At 64.1% G+C, this 18,515-nt stretch carries 17 protein-coding genes; 10 read left to right on the top strand and 7 right to left on the bottom strand.

What is annotated here, in order from left to right; genetic code table 11:
• Positions 1-204 precede the first annotated feature (204 nt).
• The 6 genes from hemC to ACWGS9_RS09830 all read left to right on the top strand — a co-directional run bounded on the left by hemC (position 205) and on the right by ACWGS9_RS09830 (position 6,261).
• Positions 205-1,128, top strand: a complete 924-nt coding sequence (gene hemC, locus ACWGS9_RS09855; protein WP_454505065.1) for a hydroxymethylbilane synthase — start codon at positions 205-207, stop codon at positions 1,126-1,128.
• Position 1,129: 1 nt separating this feature from the next.
• A complete protein-coding gene (locus ACWGS9_RS09850) occupies positions 1,130-1,843 on the top strand; it encodes a uroporphyrinogen-III synthase (protein ID WP_454505064.1) in 714 nt (237 codons plus the stop codon).
• A 100-nt stretch (positions 1,844-1,943) separates the two neighbouring features.
• On the top strand, positions 1,944-3,416 hold the full coding sequence (locus ACWGS9_RS09845) for a COG4223 family protein (protein WP_454505063.1): 1,473 nt from the start codon (positions 1,944-1,946) through the stop codon (positions 3,414-3,416).
• A 10-nt stretch (positions 3,417-3,426) separates the two neighbouring features.
• Positions 3,427-5,001 carry a heme biosynthesis protein HemY gene (locus tag ACWGS9_RS09840; RefSeq protein ID WP_454505062.1) on the top strand — a complete coding sequence of 525 codons (1,575 nt, stop codon included), beginning with the start codon at positions 3,427-3,429 and terminating at the stop codon, positions 4,999-5,001.
• A 46-nt stretch (positions 5,002-5,047) separates the two neighbouring features.
• Positions 5,048-5,527 carry a tellurite resistance TerB family protein gene (locus ACWGS9_RS09835; protein WP_454505061.1) on the top strand — a complete coding sequence of 160 codons (480 nt, stop codon included), beginning with the start codon at positions 5,048-5,050 and terminating at the stop codon, positions 5,525-5,527.
• Positions 5,528-5,544: 17 nt separating this feature from the next.
• Positions 5,545-6,261 (top strand): glutamine amidotransferase, encoded by a 717-nt coding sequence (locus tag ACWGS9_RS09830; protein WP_454505060.1) that lies wholly within the window; start codon positions 5,545-5,547, stop codon positions 6,259-6,261.
• A gap of 385 nt (positions 6,262-6,646) precedes the next feature.
• Here ACWGS9_RS09830 and ACWGS9_RS09825 read toward each other — a convergent pair whose 3' ends face one another.
• Positions 6,647-7,552 (bottom strand): LysR family transcriptional regulator, encoded by a 906-nt coding sequence (locus tag ACWGS9_RS09825; protein ID WP_454505059.1) that lies wholly within the window; start codon positions 7,550-7,552, stop codon positions 6,647-6,649.
• A 90-nt stretch (positions 7,553-7,642) separates the two neighbouring features.
• Between ACWGS9_RS09825 and ACWGS9_RS09820 the strand changes: the two genes are divergently transcribed.
• The 3 genes from ACWGS9_RS09820 to ACWGS9_RS09810 all read left to right on the top strand — a co-directional run bounded on the left by ACWGS9_RS09820 (position 7,643) and on the right by ACWGS9_RS09810 (position 9,300).
• On the top strand, positions 7,643-8,068 hold the full coding sequence (locus tag ACWGS9_RS09820; protein WP_454505058.1) for a DoxX family protein: 426 nt from the start codon (positions 7,643-7,645) through the stop codon (positions 8,066-8,068).
• Positions 8,065-8,910: an NmrA family NAD(P)-binding protein gene (locus ACWGS9_RS09815; protein ID WP_454505057.1), complete on the top strand. Its 846-nt coding sequence runs from the start codon at positions 8,065-8,067 to the stop codon at positions 8,908-8,910. The genes ACWGS9_RS09820 and ACWGS9_RS09815 overlap by 4 nt, the downstream gene beginning before the upstream one ends.
• A 159-nt stretch (positions 8,911-9,069) precedes the next feature.
• Positions 9,070-9,300: a hypothetical protein gene (locus tag ACWGS9_RS09810; RefSeq protein ID WP_454505056.1), complete on the top strand. Its 231-nt coding sequence runs from the start codon at positions 9,070-9,072 to the stop codon at positions 9,298-9,300.
• An 84-nt stretch (positions 9,301-9,384) separates the two neighbouring features.
• Here the strand turns inward: ACWGS9_RS09810 and ACWGS9_RS09805 are convergent, their stop codons facing one another.
• The 6 genes from ACWGS9_RS09805 to ACWGS9_RS09780 form a co-directional block, all read right to left on the bottom strand.
• Positions 9,385-10,623: an MFS transporter gene (locus ACWGS9_RS09805; protein ID WP_454505055.1), complete on the bottom strand. Its 1,239-nt coding sequence runs from the start codon at positions 10,621-10,623 to the stop codon at positions 9,385-9,387.
• A 366-nt stretch (positions 10,624-10,989) separates the two neighbouring features.
• A complete protein-coding gene (locus tag ACWGS9_RS09800; RefSeq protein ID WP_454505054.1) occupies positions 10,990-11,451 on the bottom strand; it encodes a Ros/MucR family transcriptional regulator in 462 nt (153 codons plus the stop codon).
• A 207-nt stretch (positions 11,452-11,658) separates the two neighbouring features.
• Positions 11,659-12,363 carry an ROK family protein gene (locus ACWGS9_RS09795; RefSeq protein WP_454505053.1) on the bottom strand — a complete coding sequence of 235 codons (705 nt, stop codon included), beginning with the start codon at positions 12,361-12,363 and terminating at the stop codon, positions 11,659-11,661.
• 15 nt (positions 12,364-12,378) lie between these two features.
• Positions 12,379-13,755 carry a glucose-6-phosphate dehydrogenase gene (gene zwf, locus ACWGS9_RS09790; RefSeq protein ID WP_454505052.1) on the bottom strand — a complete coding sequence of 459 codons (1,377 nt, stop codon included), beginning with the start codon at positions 13,753-13,755 and terminating at the stop codon, positions 12,379-12,381.
• A gap of 13 nt (positions 13,756-13,768) precedes the next feature.
• Complete coding sequence (gene gnd, locus ACWGS9_RS09785; protein ID WP_454505051.1) at positions 13,769-14,782, bottom strand: phosphogluconate dehydrogenase (NAD(+)-dependent, decarboxylating); 1,014 nt, start codon at positions 14,780-14,782, stop codon at positions 13,769-13,771.
• Positions 14,783-14,868: 86 nt separating this feature from the next.
• The gene (locus ACWGS9_RS09780; RefSeq protein ID WP_454505050.1) at positions 14,869-17,280 is read right to left on the bottom strand and encodes a glucan 1,4-alpha-glucosidase; all 2,412 of its coding nucleotides are present in this window, start codon (positions 17,278-17,280) and stop codon (positions 14,869-14,871) included.
• 195 nt (positions 17,281-17,475) lie between these two features.
• Here ACWGS9_RS09780 and ACWGS9_RS09775 point away from each other — a divergent pair, with 195 nt between their 5' ends.
• Positions 17,476-18,492, top strand: coding sequence for an ABC transporter substrate-binding protein (locus ACWGS9_RS09775; RefSeq protein ID WP_454505049.1), 1,017 nt, complete (start codon positions 17,476-17,478; stop codon positions 18,490-18,492).
• Positions 18,493-18,515 lie beyond the last annotated feature (23 nt).

Genomic DNA, 18,515 nt, shown 5'->3' with positions numbered 1-18,515 from the left:
GGTCGCTGTCCATGAAGATTGTGTCGCCGGAGGTCTGTCGATATTCAGGTGATGCCGGCCTGCAAATGGCGGGTTCCTGCGCTTCCGGTGCTCACGTACTTCAAGTACGCTCCGCTCCGGTTCTCAGAACCCACCATTTTCGGCTCGGCCTGACCTGAATCTCGGCAGACCTCGCTTGCCGGGGGTTATCACGGACCGCGCGCCATGCAAACTTTGAAAATCGGAACACGCGGCAGCCCGCTGGCACTGGCCCAGGCGCATGAGACGCGCGCGCGGCTGATGCAGGCGCATGGCCTGCCCGAGCAGGCGTTCGAAGTGATGCCCATCTCGACCAGCGGTGACCGCATCCAGGACCGGCCGCTTTCGGAAGCCGGCGGCAAGGGCCTGTTCACCAAGGAAATCGAGGAGGCGCTGCTCGACGGCCGTATCGACATCGCCGTGCATTCGTCGAAGGACATGCCGACGGTGCTGCCCGACGGATTGGAGCTTGCCACTTTCCTGCCGCGCGAGGACGCGCGCGACGCTTTCATCGGCAAGCGGGTAAAGCGGCTCGCCGACCTGCCGCATGGCGCGACGGTCGGATCGTCATCGCTGCGCCGCCAGGCGCTGATCCGCCGGATGCGGCCGGACCTCGACGTGGTGATCTTCCGCGGCAATGTGCAGACCAGGCTGCGCAAGCTGGACGAGGGCGTCGCCGACGGCACCATCCTCGCCTATGCCGGGCTGAAGCGGCTCGGGCTGGAAAATGTCGTCACCGACCTGATGCCGCTGGACGCTTTCCCGCCGGCGCCGGGACAAGGCGCGATCGGCATCGAAACCCGCGTCGGCGACCGCGACGTCGAGAAAATGCTTGCGGCGATCCATCACGTGCCGACCGGTCAGGCGCTCACCTGCGAGCGCGCCTTCCTCGCGGCGCTCGACGGGTCGTGCCGCACGCCGATCGCCGGCCATGCGACGGTATCGGGCGAGAAACTTTCCTTTGCCGGGCTGATCATCTCGCCTGACGGCACGGAATCGCATGAGGTGCGACTGGAAGGCGAGGCCGCGGACGCGGCGGAAATAGGCCTGGACGCCGCGCGGACGGTGCGCGCCAGGGCCGGCGCGAAATTCTTCGACGGCTGGGCCTGACATGGTCCGCGTCCTGGTGACGAGGCCGGAGCCTGGCGCGTCGCGCACGGCACGACGCCTTGAAGCCGAGGGATTTCAGCCTGTGCTGCTGCCGCTGACCGAAACGAGCGCATTGCCGGTCGAGGCGGCCATCGGCGCCGATGCCGTGGCGGTCACTGTTACCAGCGCCAATGCGGTGCGTCATGCATCGAAGGAAATGATCGCGGCGCTTGTGAGCCTGCCTTGCCACGCGGTTGGAAAAAGAACGGCTGAGGCCTGCCGCGCGGTGGGATTTTTATCCGTCACGGAAGGCCCTGGCGATGCCGAAGCGCTGGTTGACGCCATCGCCGGCGGCCTCGCCGGCAAAGCGATCGTCTTTTTGTGCGGCCGCGTTCGCTTCCCGGTGTTCGAGCAGCGGCTGGCGATGGCGGGGGTGCAAGTCCAGGCGATCGAGACCTACGACACGGCCGGGATCGACTATGACGATGCCGACGTGCTTGCCCGGTTGTCGAACCTGCCGGTCGAGGCAGCGCTGCTTTATTCGGCCAAGGCCAGCGCGGCGCTGGTCAACCTGATGGCGCGACCAGCCCTGCGGCATGTCTTTGAAAAGGCGGAATTTTTGGCACTCTCGGCGCGTGTTGCCGAGCCGCTGGACGGTGTTGTCCGTCAAACGATCCGCATCGCGTCGCGGCCCGAGGAAGATGCCTTGCTGGCGCTTTTGTCGCTGCCGGGCTGAGCCGCGTCATCACACCGCCCCTTTTCACCGCTTGGTGATGTGCTAGAGCATCTCCTGGACCCTTTGAACCATCCACAAGCCAGTTCGCGGAGCCCAAAGCATGGTCAAGACGCCGAAGATGCGACATTCGAAGACCCGGCGCGAGCCGGTGACCATCGAACTCGAGCCCGGCGCCGTCTCGCGAATCACCGACGAGGATGCCGCCAAGGCCGGGGCCAGCAAGGCCGATGCCAATGCCGGGCAGACCGACGAGGCGAAGGCGGAAGAAGCCGTCGCCGCTTCGCAACCGGAAGCCCCGGAAGAGCCGATCCATGCCGAGCAGGCCGATATCGAGCCATGGGAGCATAGCGACGCTGCGCAGGCGGCGGCTGACAAGCCTGAGGCCGGCAAAGACGAAGCCGAAGCGCCGTATCCCAGCGGTTCCGACGCACCGAAAAGCCAGCCCAAGGGCTTCGAATATAATTTCGAGGACGCGTCCGCGGCCGGCGCCCCGACATCGAAGTCAAGCGAGATACGAAGCGAGGATCGCGTGCCACAGCCATCGCGCAAAGCCGGCGTCAACGCCATCGCCGCCGGCGTCATCGGCGGCGTGATTGCGCTTGCCGGCGCCGGCCTGCTGCAGGCGGTCGGCCTGCTTGGCGCGCCGGGGTCGAACGGCGGCTCGCTCGATGGCGTCAATGGCGAGATCGCTTCGCTGAAGAGCGAGGTCGCGGGGTTGAAGGAAGGCGGCGACACCGGCGCCGCCGCCAAAGTCGACGGTCTTTCGTCGGCGCTCGCGCAGGTCAAGGCCGATGTCGCGACACTGAAATCCTCGGCAGGGCAAGGCAGCGACGGCACGGCGCTCAAGGCGCTTGGCGACAAGGTCGGCCAGATCGAGACGACCATTGCCGACCTGCGGAAGAACGGCATGGCCGCGCCTGTCGATCTCGGCCCGCTCAACGAGAAGCTCGCCGGGCTCGACGCGCTGGTGAAATCGTCCGGCGACGCGGCCAAGGCCGAAGAGGGCCGGGTAGCGGCGCTGGAGCAGTCCGTGTCGCAGCTCTCCGGCAAGGTCGAGGCACAGGCCTCGCAGCCCAAGATTGCGCTGGCGATCGCCGCATCGGCGCTGAAGGCGGCGCTCGATCGCGGCGCGCCGTTTGCCACCGAGCTCGACACTTTCGCGGCGATCGCGCCGGATGCGCCGGAGCTAGCGGCGCTGCGGTCCTATGCCGAGAAGGGTGTGCCGACCCGCGCCGTCATCGCTTCGGAAGTCGATGCCGCGGCCAATGCCATGGTCGAGGCGGCGACGCCTGTCGACCAGAACGCCGGTTTCTTCCAGAGCCTGGTGTCGAGCGCGAAATCGCTGGTTCAGGTGCGGCCGGTCGGCGCCGTCGAAGGCAAGGGGGCGCCGGAAACCGTGGCGCGCATCGAAGTTGCGGTCAATCAGGGCGATTACGCCAAGGCGCTCAGCGAATATGACACGCTGCCAGATGCCGCGAAGGCGGCGGGCGCCGATTTTGCCGGCAAACTGAAGGCGCGGCTGGAGGTCGAAAAGCAACTTGAAGCGCTGATTGCCGGCGCGACGAAGGCATGAGGACCACAAGATGATCCGCATCCTCGCCTTCCTCGCCGTCGTCTTCGCGCTCGGGCTGGGCTTCGCATGGCTGGCCGATCGCCCCGGCGAGATGCTCGTCACCTTCAACGGCTATCAGTACCAGGTCACGCTGATGGTGGCGGCGGTGGCGATCGTCGCCGTGGTCGCGGCGGTAATGATCGTCTGGTGGATGATCAAGTCGCTGTGGAACAGCCCGTACACGATCTCGCGCTATTTCCGGGTGCGCCGCCGCGACCGCGGCTACCAGGCGCTGTCGACCGGCATGATCGCCGCCGGCGCCGGCGACGGCGCGCTGGCGCGCAAGAAGACCAAGGAAGCCGCCAAGCTGATCAGCTCCGACCAGGAGCCGTTGATCAACCTGCTCGACGCGCAGGCCTCGCTGCTCGAAGGCGACCATGAAGGCGCACGCGAGAAATTCGAGCGCATGCTCGACGATCCCGAGATGCGGCTGCTCGGCCTGCGCGGGCTCTATCTGGAGGCCGAGCGCCTCGGCGACCGCAATGCCGCGCGACACTATGCGGGCCGCGCCGCGGCGGTTGCGCCGCAGCTCGCCTGGGCAGCGGAATCGACGCTCGAGGAATTGACCGAACGCGGCGACTGGGACGGCGCGCTGAAGCTGGTCGAGGCGCAGAAATCGACAAGGCAGATCGAGCGCGATGTCGCCAACCGCCGCCGTGCCGTGCTGCTCACCGCCAAGGCGCAGGCGCTGGTCGACAGCGATCCGAACGCGGCCCGCACAGCGGCGCTCGAAGCCAACAAGCTGGCGCCCGATTTCGCGCCGGCGGCGGTCATCGCCGCCGATATGGTTTTCCGGCAAAACGACGTGCGCAAGGGCTCCAAGATCCTTGAGACCGCCTGGAAGGCCGAGCCGCATCCGGACCTCGCCGAGCTCTACACGCATGCCAGGTCGGGCGACGCCGTGCTCGACCGCCTCAACCGGGCGAAGAAGCTGCAGGAATGGAAGAAGAACCACGCCGAGTCTTCCATGGCCGTGGCACGCGCGGCGCTCGATGCGCAGGATTTCGCCACCGCCCGGCGCGAAGCGGAGGCCGCGATCCGCATGGATCGCCGCGAGGGCGCCTACCTTCTGCTCGCCGATATCGAGGAGGCCCAAACCGGCGACCAGGGCAAGGTGCGGCAGCTGCTGTCGAAGGCGGTGCGCGCGCCGCGCGATCCGGCCTGGGTGGCGGACGGCGTCATCTCCGAGCGCTGGGCGCCGGTGTCGCCGATCACCGGCAAGCTCGACGCCTTCACCTGGCGCGCGCCGATGGAGCGGCTTGGCCAGCTGATTGACAGCGACGCCGATGGGCCGGTGCCGGCGATCGCGGCGCCGCCGGTCGAACCGATTGCCGAAAAGGCGATCGACATCGTTGCCGATGCACCCGCCGAGAAGCCGGCGCTGGCGACCTCGAATGGCGGCGAAAAGGACATGGCGGTTGCCGAACCGGCCGGCGAGACGGAAACAGTCGGGCAGGGATCGGAGTTGCCGCCCTTGCCGGACGATCCGGGTGTCGCGCCGGAAGACGAGGCGGAAAAATCGCCGCGCCGGTTTCGTTTGTTCTAAAGCTGTATTCTGGGGCCGGGTTTTGGCGGGCAGGGAAAAAACATCGATGTTCGAGCGCGTATTGTCCTTCCTGAGGGATCTGCCGGCTGCCGGCGAGACCAGGCCGAGCTCCGACGATCCGCGCGTCGCGGCGTCCGCGCTGCTCTACCATGTGATGAACGCCGACGGCGTGCGCCAGGATGTCGAATGGGAGCGGTTCAAGCAAATCTTGGCCGAGACCTATTCGGTGAGCGGCGAGGAGCTCGACGCGCTGGCCGCGGCCGGCGAGCGTGCCGACAATGAGGCGATCGACCTCTACGCCTTCACCAGCGTGCTCAAGCGCGACCTCGACGCCGAGGCGCGCAAGGCCTTCATCGGCCTGATGTGGGAAATCGTCTATGCCGATGGCGAGCTGGACGAGCTCGAGGACAACACGGTATGGCGGGTCGCCGAACTGATCGGCGTCGAGCGTGGTGACCGCATCGAGGCGCGCCGCAAGGCGGCGGCCGAGGTGCCCGGCGCGCGGGGCAAATCCAGCGACGAATAACAGGACCCTTCGCCTTCATGCCATCCAGACCGAGGCCGAGACCAAAAATCCTGATCGTGCTGCATCAGGAGACTTCGAGCCCCGGCCGCGTCGGCCATATGCTTCTGGAAGAAGGTTTCGATCTCGACATCCGCCGGCCGCCATTGGGCGAGGAGTTGCCCTGCACGCTGGACGATCATGCCGGCGCGGTGGTGTTCGGCGGGCCGATGAGCGCCAATGACGAGGACGAATTCGTCCGTCGCGAAACCGATTGGCTGGAAATCCCGCTGAAAGAGAACAGGCCGTTCCTCGGCATCTGCCTCGGCGCCCAGATGCTGGCCAACCATCTCGGCGGCAAGGTCGAGGGCCATGGCGACGGGCTGGTTGAGATCGGCTGGTATCCGCTGAAGGCAACCGATGCCGGCAAAAAGCTGCTGCACTGGCCGGAGATGGTCTATCAGTTCCACCGCGAGGGCTTTTCGCTGCCGAAGGAAGCGACGCTGCTGGCGACGGCGGAAACCTATCCCAACCAGGCTTTCCGCTATGGCGACAATGCCTGGGGTATTCAGTTCCATGGCGAGTTGACCCGGGCGATGATGCAGCGCTGGGTGGTGCGCGGCGCCCATCGTTTCGAGCTACCCGGCGCGCAACCCGGCCGCGACCATCTCGGCGGCCGGCTGATCTGGGACATGCACCTCAAGCGCTGGCTGAGCGAATTTCTGGGCCTGATTTTTGGCAGGCCAGCGGTGGGGTAGGGCGAAGGCCGGTTGTTTTGAGCGGCCGAGCTTGACCCAAAGATAACTTATGCCTGCCGAGGCGTGGACAGCTAACTTTGCGCCGCAAACTTGCCGCTCCCGGGCAAAGTTAGCTGTCCCGAAAGCGGCCATTCGTTCCGATTGTCCGTTTGCGGCTCGGATAAGGTTGTGAGTAGCCGGATATCTCCGAAGCCGGTACGGAATGGTTCTGTTGCATTGGCACGGCGTTAAGGAGACAGAAGGCGGAAAAGTTTCAGGATATCTCGTGTCAGACTTCAAAGGTCGCCGGTTTCAATGTCGCATTCTGTTGGACCGCCGGACCGCCGACCGGCAGGCATAACTTCAGAATGTTGATTTCGAGGGCCGGACGAAGATATGCGTCTCGCTATTCCAGATACGGCCTCAACACATCCTCGATCCATTTCATGAATGCGCGGACTCGGCGCGACAGATTGCTCCGATGCGCTACGACGAGGGACACGGCGATCGCCCGTCGACGAAAATCGGGTATGACCTCCACAAGCGCTCCGCTCTCTAAGTATTGGCCAATCCCCAAGAGTGGCGCCTGAATCAGGCCAAGGCCGGCGAGGGCAGCGGCGTCGTAGGTCTGCGCGCTGTTAACGTGTAGCGCACCTGGCAACTGAAGCGTCGCGTAGCTATCGCCGTCCGGATATTCCCATCCCAAGGGTCTTGCGCCCAGCACCGTCGAAAAATGAATTGCCCGATGTTCCTGACGCTGGAGATCTTCTAGCGATCGAGGGACGCCGTAGCGCGCCAGATAGGCGGGACTGGCAGCATTGACCATGCGCAACAGGCCCAGTGGGCGGGCAATCAGCGTCTCGTCCCTTATGGGTCCAAGCCGCAAGACACAGTCAAATCCCTCTTGAACCAGATCAACTTGCCGATCCGTACTCGACACCTCCAACTCCAATTCGGGGTGAGTCGCCATGAAATCCGGCAAGGCCGGCACGATCGTTGTGCGGGCCACCTCGGTCGGAAGATCGACCCGTAAACGCCCGCGAAGTGCGACGCTATCGCTTGCGAACATCGAGTGTAGGTCATCGACTTCGGCAAGCAGATCGCGGGCACGGGCATGAAATGCGCGTCCGTCTTCTGTCAACTGCACGCTGCGCGTCGTCCGGTGCAGGAGCCTGACACCGATACCTTCTTCCAGCTTCCGGACCGCCGTTGAGGCCCTTCCCTTTTGAATGCCCAGGCTGTCGGCTGCGCGAGTGAAGCTCCCCATTTCCGCTACCGTTATGAATATGAGGATGGGTTCGAGATTTTGCATTTTCATGCCTCGTATTGTTCCCCAAAGAGAGAACAGTAAGTTCTCTTCCTCGGTATTTATCACGCCTAGGAGACACAGTAAGCTCCGAATATGAAGATCCCCTATCGGAGAATGACAGGTGTCCGAAACTATGAACCTTCATCAGGTGCCCTGTGGGCCGGCCGGGTAATCAGCGCGTTTGTCGTGATCGCTCTGGCGGCAGACGGCACTATTCAGCTTTTCGCGCCGGCACAGATCGCGAGCTTGTTGCAGGAAACCGGGTTCGCGATGGACCTGACCCGCATCGTGGGTCCGATCATACTCGCCTGCGCCATCCTTTACGCCATCCCGGCCACCGCCGTCCTCGGCGCAATCCTCGTGACGGGCTTTCTGGGAGGTGCCATCTGCGCCCATGTCCGCATTGGTGAGTTGGGGTCGCCGCCGGAAGTCATTTCCCTGCTTCTGGGCGCGATGACATGGGGTGGCCTCTATCTGCGCGATCCCCGTATCCGGGCCCTTCTGCCGCTCATCCTTTGAACCCGCAGAGCAGGGTTCTGTACCTCAAGATCAGGAGAAAACGCATGTTTTTAGTAATGGGAATTACGGGAAAAGTTGGCGGCGCGACGGCAAGGCATTTGCTGGCGCAAGGCAAGAAAGTGCGCGCGCTCGTCCGCGACCGCGCGAAGGCGGCTAGCTGGACAGACCAGGGCGTCGAACTGGTCGACGGCGACTGGAACAATGCGGAAGCGATCGAGCGGGCGCTCGAAGGCGTCGACGGCGCGTTTGTCATGTTGCCTCCCATCTGGGCCCCCACGCCGGATTTCAAGGAAGCCAAGGCAGTCATCGCGAACTATGTCGAGGCGCTCACCAAAGCGCCGGCGCCGCGGGTCGTCGCGCTTTCGTCGATGGGCGCAAACAGAACCAGCGGGATGGGGCTGATCACGGCCCTGTCGCTTCTGGAGCAGGGCTTTGGCGACCTGAAATTGCCGATCGCATATGTGCGAGCCGGCGGGTTTTTCGAAAACTTCCTTTATGGCTTGCTCGTCGCCCAGGGCGGCGCGTTGCCGGTCTTCTACAACCCAACAGATCGGAAATCGACCATGGTCGCGGCCGACGACATCGGCGCCGAGGTCGCAACGCTTCTGGGCGGGCCGGCGTGGTCGGGGCATCGGGTCATCGAACTCGGTTCGATGGTGAGCGCGGATGAAGTCGCTGAACAATTGGGTGATGTCATGAAGCTCGACGTCAAAGCCTTTGCCGTCCCGACGGCCGAGTGGCCGGCGGCGTTCGAACAGTTCGGCATTCCGAAAGGCCAGTCTGGCCCCGCCGAAGCGATGTACAAGGCAGTCAACGCCGGAGGAATGGACCTCGGAGTCTAGGGTACGGAGCACGTGGCGGGTACGACGTCCGCACGCGATGTATTCGAGGCTGCACAGAACGCCGCAAAGGTGTAAGTCCGGGACGTCCGCTATCGTCGGTCTCGGCGGAGCCGCGAATCTGTGCTAAGCCGCCGCCCGATCAATCAAAGGACGACAGCTGTGAGCGAACTGACCGTGGCCGAGGCGACCGAAAATATCTATGCCTCACTCCGAGCGGACAATGCCGACATCGATGCGCATATCGTGACACTCAAGGCGGTGCTGGCACGAGAGGGGAAAAAGCAGGCGGTGTTCGATCCGACCAGATTGGTGCAGAACAACCGCTCCGGCCGCAAGTTGATGCAGGCCTATTTTCGGCAGCGCGGCGTTAGCGTGAGCTTTTCGGAGTAAATCTGCTCGCGACCTATCTCGCTCATCGACGGTGCAGCCTGATTGGCCGAGCGCCCGATTCCGCGGCTTAAATCTGCCGCTCAATCAGTTCCGGCTGTTCAGATGCCGGACCTGCCGAAGCGCCGGGAACAGATAGGCCCACAATCCTGCAACGGCGACGGCGCCGATGCCGCCGATCACAACCGCCGGAACCGTGCCGATCAGCGCCGCCATGGTGCCGGCGCGGAATTCGCCGACCTCGTTGGAGGCGCCGACGAACACCTGGTTGACGGCATTGACGCGGCCGCGCACCTCGTCCGGCGTCCAGAGCTGGATCAGCGTCTCGCGGATGTAGACGCTGAACATGTCGGTGGCGCCGAGCAAGGCAAGCGCTGCGATCGACAGCCAGGTGATGGTCGAGACGCCGAACAGCACCGTGAAGGCGCCGAACAAAGCGACGAAGCCCAGCATGATCTTGCCGGCATGGTTGCGGATCGGGTGGCCGGCAAGCCAGACGGCGACGCAAATGGCGCCGATGCCGGGCGCCGCGCGCAGCAGGCCGAGACCCCAGGGGCCGAGCTCCAGTATGTCGCGTGCGTAGACTGGCAGCAGCGCCGAGGCCCCGGAAAGAAGCACGGCGAACAGGTCGAGGGAGATCGCGCCAAGCACGGTCTTCTCGCCCCAGATATAGCGGAAGCCGGCAAACAGCGTCTGCATCGTCGGCTTGTCGGTGGCCGTCTGCTGGGCGGGCTTCGGAATGGTGAAGATGAGCAAGGCGGCGGCGAGCATCAGGAAGGCGGCGGTGGCGTAAGCCACTTCCGCCGAAACGCCGTAGAGCAGGCCGCCGGCAACCGGGCCGACGATGGTCGCCGTCTGCCAGGCCGACGAGTTCCAGGCGATCGCGTTGGCGAAATCCTCCTGCGGCACCAGATTGGCGAACAGCGAGGACGAAGCCGGCCCATAGAACGCGCGAGCAATGCCGAACATGACGAGCACGGCGAAGATCGGCAGCGGGCTGGTGAGCCCGCGCAGCGTCAGAAAGAGCAGACCCAACGCGCAACCGGCCTCGATCAGTGTCGACAAGGTCATGATCAGCCGGCGACCGAAGCGGTCGGCAACGACGCCAGTGACCAGCACCAGAAGCAGCGACGGCAGGAACTGGACGATGCCGACAATGCCGAGGTCGAACGGATCGCGGGTCAGGTCATAGACCTGCCAGCCGACGGCGACCGACACGATCATGGTGGCAAAAGTGGTGAGGAAGCGCGCCGTCCAGTAGCTGAGGAACGGGCGGTGCCGGAAGGCGGCGTAACGCTGGTCAGGTGAAGTTGCTTCGACGGTCATGATACAAGGGCCCCGTTGTGACAACGGCCGGCGGGGCACTTCCACGGTGGGCGCTGGTCCGGCCGCAACCCTTTAGCCCAGTTAACTTCGCCATGCGCGCAAAAAATCCGCGCTGGATTAAAGGAAAATCGAAAATTCTGCGCTGGTTAGAGCGTCTCACCGTTTCGCGGAAACGGCGAACCCCTCCATCTCTTTGTTTTTTAGGCAAATTCCGGACGGAAGGCTACGACGAAGTCGCCGAGCCTAACCGCCTTACACTTTTCCTGGAATTGCTCTGGTGGCCATATCCAAGCCATAAAAGCAGGAAGCCTGCCAAGGCGGGTTCCTCGGCAGGCTTCCTCAAATCATTGTTGCAGGCGCGCTATTTCAGGCCGTCGCCTTGGCCTTCCTGCCCCTGGCGGGCTTCACCGGCACCGGTTCGGCCTTGCGGCCAAGCCCGATCGACTTGGCGAGCTGCGAGCGCGACGCCGCATAGTTCGGGGCGACCATCGGGTAGTCGACCGGCAAGCCCCATTTGGTCCGGTAAGCCTCCGGGGTCAGGCCGAAATGCACGCCGATATGGCGCTTCAGCGATTTGAACTTCTTCCCGTCCTCGAGACAGATGATGTAGTCCGGCGTCACGGAGCGCTTGGGATTGACGGCGGGGGTCGGCGGGGGCGCCGCGGGCTCCGCCGGCTCGCTGATCTCGCCGATCGATGAGGCGACGCTGGCGATCAGCTCACCCAGGCCCGAAGCAGGCAGGCGGTTTTTCGCGACATAAGCCGATACGATGTGAGCGGTGATCTCAAGCAGGTCGACTTCCTTGGCTGTGCTGGTGTCCTCGTCCACGTAATCCCTCCATTTCTGCCGCAAGGTCGCGAAAACGATCCGGTTTTCGCGATGTGTAATGTTAGAGCGCTGCGAGCGTTGCTTGCGAATCCGGAAAGCCGCAGGGGCCGCAGGCCGGCGAATTCCTAGTCGGCAAATCTGCGCGGCGCAATGATCTGCCGCGTCATTACACGCTATTTTGAACACCTATACTGAAATGTAACAATATCAGACGACCAGTGCCTTGTCGCGCCAAAGTCGAAATCCGCCCGCGAAAGCGCGAGTGTTATCTCCACGCCGGGATTTTTCGGGTAATTCATCGAGCTTGTCGACATTGCCGCCGCCAATCACGACATAGTCCGGCTGCAAGGCGGCGCGAAGCCTGTCGACCACGTCGAAAACGTATCTGCGCCACTTTTTCTTCCCGCGCTTTATCAGGCCGCGCTCGCCGACATAATCCTCGAAACTCGCCCCCTTTTTGTAGGGAAGGTGGGCAAGCTCCATCGGCTGGCCGACATTCTTGATGATCATGGCAGCACCCAGGCCCGTGCCGAGGCCGAGGAAGAGCATGCGGCCGCCATCATAGCTGCCGATCGCCTGCATCAGCGCGTCGTTGACGAGCTTCACCGGCTTGCCGAAGGCGGCGGTGAAATCATAGCCGTTCCAGCCCTTGCCGAGATTGAAGGGATCGAGCGAGGGCTTGTTGTCCTCCACGGGGCCGGGATAGCCCATCGAGATAACGTCGTATTCCAGGTCTTCGGCAAGCTTCTTCACCGAAGCGACGACCTGGTCTGGGGTCAGGTTCGGCCCGGACGCGGTACGGCGCATCTCGCCGCCGGCGCTGGTGAGGATCTTCACATGCGAGCCGCCGACATCGATGGTGAGCACGATCGGATTGCTGCTCGCCGCGGCCTTTTTTGCTGCCTTCGCCATTTTGCCCTCCCGAGGCTACTTCGTCGGATTGATCCAGCCGTCGGGCGGACCGAAGCCATTCATGGCGTCGGCCGGCCCCCAGGTCTTGGGCGCATAGATTGCCGGCGCCGTGGGGTCTCCAAGCACCGGGCCGACGATGCGCCAGGCAAGCTCGGCCGCGTCCTGACGCGTGAAGAGCTGGCCGTTGCCGTTCATGGCGTCGCCGATCAGCCGCTCATAGGGCGGCATGTCATCCTTTGAATCGTCGAGCGCGGTGAGCTCCACCTGCTCGCCGACCATGTCGTCGCCGGCTCTCTTGCGCTGCGCGCCGATCGAGATCGCTACCTGCGGATCGATGCGGAAGCGCACATAATTGGCGTCGCCAGGCTTGATCGGATCGAAGACGTCGAGCGGCGGCCGCTTCATCCGCACGATCACCTCGGTGGCGTGCACCGGCATGTTCTTGCCGGCGCGGATGAAGAAGGGCACGTCCCGCCAGCGCCAGGTGTCGACGAAAAAGCGTACCGCGGCGAAGGTCTCGACCGGCGAGTTCGGTCGGACACCCGGCTCGGCGAGATAGCCATCGAACTGGCCGCGCACGACATCGTCCTTGGTCAGCGTGCGGATCGCGCGCAGCACTTGGACCTTCTCGTCGATCAGGTCGTCGGCCGAGCGGCCGACCGGCGGCTCCATGGCCAGCAGCAGCAGGATGTTGAGCAGATGGTTCTCGATCACGTCACGGATGCAGCCGACATCGTCGTAGAAGCGGCCGCGGCCCTCGATGCCGAAATCCTCGGCCATGGTGATCTGCACGCTCTCGACGAAGTTGCGGTTCCAGATCGGCTCGAGGAAGGAGTTGGCGAAGCGGAAATAGAGGAGGTTCTGGATCGCTTCCTTGCCGAGATAGTGGTCGATGCGGAAGATCGACTGCTCGTCGAACACCAGATGCAATACCCGGTTCAGCCAGCGCGCCGACTGCAGGTCGTGGCCGAAGGGCTTTTCCACCATCAGCCGCGCGCCGCGCGCGGTGCCGGACTGCTCCAGGCCCTGGACGACCGTCTCGAACATTGTTGGCGGCACGGCCATGTAGTGCAGCGGGTGTTGTGCCGGGCCCAGCGCAGTCTTCAGCTTCTCGAAGGTCGCGCCATCACGGTAGTCGCCGCTGACATAGCGCAGCAGCGAGGCCAGCTTGGCAAAGACCGTGTCGTCGATGCTGCCCAGCGCCGTGACGATGCCGTCGCGGGCGCGATCCACTAATTTGGGCAGGTCCCAAGGGTCGAAGGCGACGCCGATCACCGGCTCGGTCAGCGTCCCCTTGGCGACCATCTGGTAGAGCGCCGGGAATATCTTCTTATGCGCAAGGTCGCCGGTCGCTCCGAAGAGCACCAGAGTGTCGGACCTGTCCTGGCTCATGCCGTCTCTCCCCTCACGCGCCGGTCTTGGGCTTTTCGAGATGGCCGCCGAAGGCATAGCGCATGGCGGACAAGAGCTTGTCGGCAAATTGCGATTCGCCCTGCGAGGAGAAGCGGTCGAACAGCGCCGAGGACAGCACCGGCGCCGGGACGCCGGTGTCGATCGCCGCCTTCAGCGTCCAGCGGCCTTCGCCGGAATCCGAAACGCGGCCGCCGAACTGGGCGAGCGCCGGATCGCTCTTCAGCGCGCCTGCGGTGAGGTCGAGCAGCCAGGAGCCGATGACGCTGCCATGCCGCCAGACTTCGGCGACTGCGGGCAGGTCGACGTCGAACTGATAATACTGCGGATTTTCGAGCGGGCTGGTTTCCGCGTCCGCCGTCCGATCGCGTTTGCCGGCATTGGCGGACTTCAGGATGTTCATGCCTTCGGCATAGGCGGCCATGACGCCATATTCGATGCCGTTATGCACCATCTTGACGAAATGGCCGGCGCCGCTCGGCCCGCAATGGAGATAGCCGAAAGGTGCCGTGCCGGCATCCCTGGGCGGATTGGCGCCGGCATCGGCGCCCGGCGCCAGCGTGGCGAAGACCGAATCGAGATGCTTCACCGCCTCATCGGGGCCGCCGATCATGAGGCAGTAGCCGCGCTCCAGGCCCCAGACGCCGCCGCTGGTGCCGACATCGACGAAGTTGATGCCCTTCACCGCCAGCTTCGCCGCCTGGTCGACGGCATCGTGATAGTAGGAATTGCCGCCGTCGATGATGATGTCGCCCGGCTCCATCAGCGCCGCCACCTGGTCGACGATCTTGCCGGTGATCGCGGCCGGCAGCATCAGCCAGGCACAGCGCGGCTTGGCGAGCTTGCCGACGAACTCTTCCAGCGAGGCCGCGCCCACGGCGCCGTCCTTGACCATGCCGGCGACGCTTGCCGAATTGATGTCGTAGACGACGCATTCATGGCCGTCGCGCATCAGGCGCCGCACCATATTGGCGCCCATCCTGCCCAGTCCCATCATTCCGATCTGCATGGTTTCATCCCGATTGCTTGAGGAAAATCTACTGCCGGTCCTGTCTGATCATGATCTTTCCAAAAAACCGGTGCCACTTTTTGGGATCATGATTGGGCATCGATATCGACGGTGAAGTCGACATTCTCCCAACGCATCGCTTCGGGCCAGAAAAAAGTGAAGACGATGGCGGTTCCCGGCGGCAGGCGGTTAACGGGCAAATCCACCAGATGGACACCGAACGCATTTTCGACAGTCCTGCCATCCTGCACCGTCAGCCATTTGTCGCTGCTCCAATGGAGGACGCCCGGCGACGAGAGCTCGACGCGCAGCGCCTTGCCGGCGGGAATGGAGCGGATCTTGTTGTTGAAGCGCCACGTCCTGAACGGCGCAACGGTCCTGCCCTTGATGTAGCGCTCGATGCCCTGCGGCGGCAGGTCGAAGACAGCGCCGTCGCGCAGCGAGCGCAACAGCTTGATGTGCTCGGCATGCGCCCAGACCAGCGGCATGGCGCTGCCTGAAGGAGCGCCCAGGCGCAGTTCGCGGTCGGGCAGGTCGGGGCGATCCCAGACCTGCTCCGGCAGAAGGCCGCCCACGCCCGCCGAGCGTTCCAAGGTTTCAAGCAGTTGCGCCGCCTTGTCCTTGCGGCCGGCGGCCAGTTCGTAATGGGCACGCTCGCCGGCAAGCAGCGGCCAAGGCCGACCCTGGCCGGTGCCGTCGAAAGGCGCGCCGTCCTCATGCTCGCCATAGCCGTCGCCGGTATAGCGGTACCAGAGCGGGCCTTGCGGCAGGTCGCTGCGCAAAAGCCCATCGATGGCTTTGACGGTATTGACGATACGCGGATCGTCCGCGGCTCTGAGACCAAAACGGACCAGCGCCAGCGCATCGGGACTGATGATCGCCTCGGCCGGCTTGTCCGTGTCGGCCGGCGGCCGGTTCTTGATCGGCACGAAGCCGTCCTTGGGCGAAGCAGCACCCGCATCGTCGGGCGGCGCGATGCGGACATAATAGCCCCCGACGCCTTCGCTCGCACAAAGTCCGGTGCCCGTGACATAGGTCCAACGCTCGATCTGGTCGTTCCAGCAATCGGCGGTCTCGCGCAGATAGTTTGCCGGCTCATTTTTGCCGAAGATATCGAGCATGTCGGCCGCGGCAAGCAGCGCCGCGATCTCCACGGCCAGCGTGAACGGGCTGTAGCCGGCATCCTCTTCCCAGCGATCCTCGCCGGTGACCGGCCCGTTGCGCACCACATAGGAGGCCGCGCTTTCGATCATGGCCGAGAAGTCGGCGAGTTTCGCGCGCGGCAAATGGCCGGCCCGGCGCAAGGCGTCGGCCAAAAGCAGCGGAAAGGCGCACTCGTCCATCTGGATGCCAGGCCAATAGGCGGTGCCGTCGGACCAGGCATTCTGCGGCCAATGGCCGTCCGGTTGCTGGATCGAGCGCAGATAGGTGAGGATCTGCAGCGCCTGTTTGCCGTCGCCGGCAGCCAGAAAACCGCCCGCCGTCTCGACCAGGTCGCGCGGCCAGACGAGGTGATAGCCGCCGAGGTCGTCGTCGCCCTTGTCGAAGCCCCAGGGGATCGACAGGCTGGCAACGGCGGCGCCGGGTCTGGCGACCGATAGATGCGTCGCCAGCACCGCGGTGCTGACGCGGTAGGTGTTCAGCCCGGAAGCGCCGTGACGGTCGAGCTTTTCCAGCCCTGCCTGGAATTTCCGCCAGTTTTCGACATGGGTTTTCGCGGCCGGCTCGAAACCCTGCTTCAGGCTTGCCAAGGCGAGGTCGGCCGCTTCTTCCGGCGAAGCGCCGAAGCCGAGCGCCAGCAGGGCAACCGTCTTGCCGGCCGAAAAACCGATCTCGCCGGTCAGCGCGACATTGCCGTCTTTGGCCACCTGGCAGGAAGGCTCGAGCGCGCCGCTGTCGTGCAGTTGCTGCCAGCCGTCGGAAAAGCCGACATAGCCGGCCGAGCAGTCGCCCCAGGGCAGAGAGGAGGCAAGTGCGAGCGAGACGCCGCGTCCGCTGGCGAAGAGAATACGCTGCCCCTTGTGTTCACCGATCCAGGCGGTGTTGCCCATCCCGGCATTCACGAGATGCGGTGCAAGCAGCGCATAGACACGATAGTCGGCGGCCGGGCCCTCGAGGGCGATGAAACTGGTTTCCTGCAGCAGGACAGGTCGTTTCGAATCCGCAACGATGCGCTTTTCAATCCGGTAAGCGCCGTCGGAAGCAGTGTTGGTCAGCCGGTAGCCAGGGACCCCGTCCTCGAAAGGTTCGGCGGTATGGGCCGCATCGCGCTTCTCTTCGGAAAAATAGCCGCCGGGGCCGGTCACGACGAGCCCCAGGTCGCGCGTGCAGGCACTGTCGAGGCGCGGATAGTAGATTTCGTTCAGAATGCCGTGGCTGATGGTGAACCAGAGCGGGCTTTTTGCCGAAAGCGCGGTGCCGACGCCGCTCTTGGCGCTCGACGTCCATCGCGCCGGGATTCCCGGCGCGCCCTGGGCAACGGTCGACGTCACTGCCATCAATTGGCCTCCTGCCGCGTTCCTAGCCCATCAGCCGGAGGCTTTTCAATCGTCGCACTGCAAGTTGATCGAGCAGTACCAATGGTTTGCAGTTGACAGCTTGCCGTTCCTCTGAATTTGTCTGACAATAGATAAAAAACAGGGAATACGCGTGACGACCATCCGTTAAGACCAGCAACCTCGGGAGGAACCGACATGAAGAAACTGCTCTTATTGAGTGCGTTTGCGGCGATGCTCGCCTCGGGCACCGCGCTTGCCGACACCAGCGGCAAGAAAATCGCCTTCTCCAACAATTATGCCGGCAATTCCTGGCGCCAGGCGATGCTCGACAGCTACGGCATCGTCACCAAGAAGGCGGTCGACGACAAGATTGTCGGCGCCGCCGACGTCTTCACGACCGCCGACAAGGAGGTGCCGACCCAGGCCGCCCAGGTGCAGAACCTGATCCTGCAGGGCTATGACGCCATCGTCATCAACGCCGCTTCGCCCGATGCGCTGAACGGCGCCATCAAGCAGGCTTGCGACGCCGGCATCACCGTCGTCTCCTTCGACGGCATCGTCACCGAGCCTTGCGCCTACCGCGTCGTTGTCGACTTCAAGGACATGGGCAAGCAGGAAGTCGAGCAGATGGCCAAGTTCCAGCCCAAGGGCGGCAATCTGCTGGAAATCCGCGGCCTAGCCGGCACCTCGATCGACGATGCCATCCATGCCGGCATCCTCGAAGGCGTCGCCGCCCATCCCGAATTCAAGATCGTCGGTTCGGTGACCGGCGACTGGGATCAGACCACGGCGCAGAAGGCGGTGGCGACCATCCTGCCGTCGCTCCCCGGCGTCGTCGGCATCGTCGACCAGGGCGGCGACGGCTATGGCGCCGCGCAAGCCTTCGCCGCAGCCGGCAAGCCGCGTCCGACCATCATCATGGGCAACCGCCAGGACGAGCTGAAGTGGTGGAAGGAGCAGAAGGGGAAGGACGGCTACAAGACCTGGTCGGCCTCGATCGCGCCCGGCGTGTCGACGCTCGCCTTCTGGGTGGCGCAGCAGGTGCTCGATGGCCGCAAGGACATTCCGCACGATCTCCTGGTGCCCTATCTCGCCTTCACTCAGGACGATTTCGAGGCTGCGTTGCCGAAGATCAAGGAGGGCGGTGTCGCCACCCACGAATACACGCAGGAAGAAGCCGTCGCGGCCATCAAGGCCAACATCAAGCAATAGCGGCCAACGTTGCCAGCCGCATC

This window comes from Mesorhizobium sp. Arg314, assembly GCF_053714275.1.
Note: the sequence above shows the minus strand (reverse complement) of the source record. Positions and strands in the feature narration are given on the sequence as shown.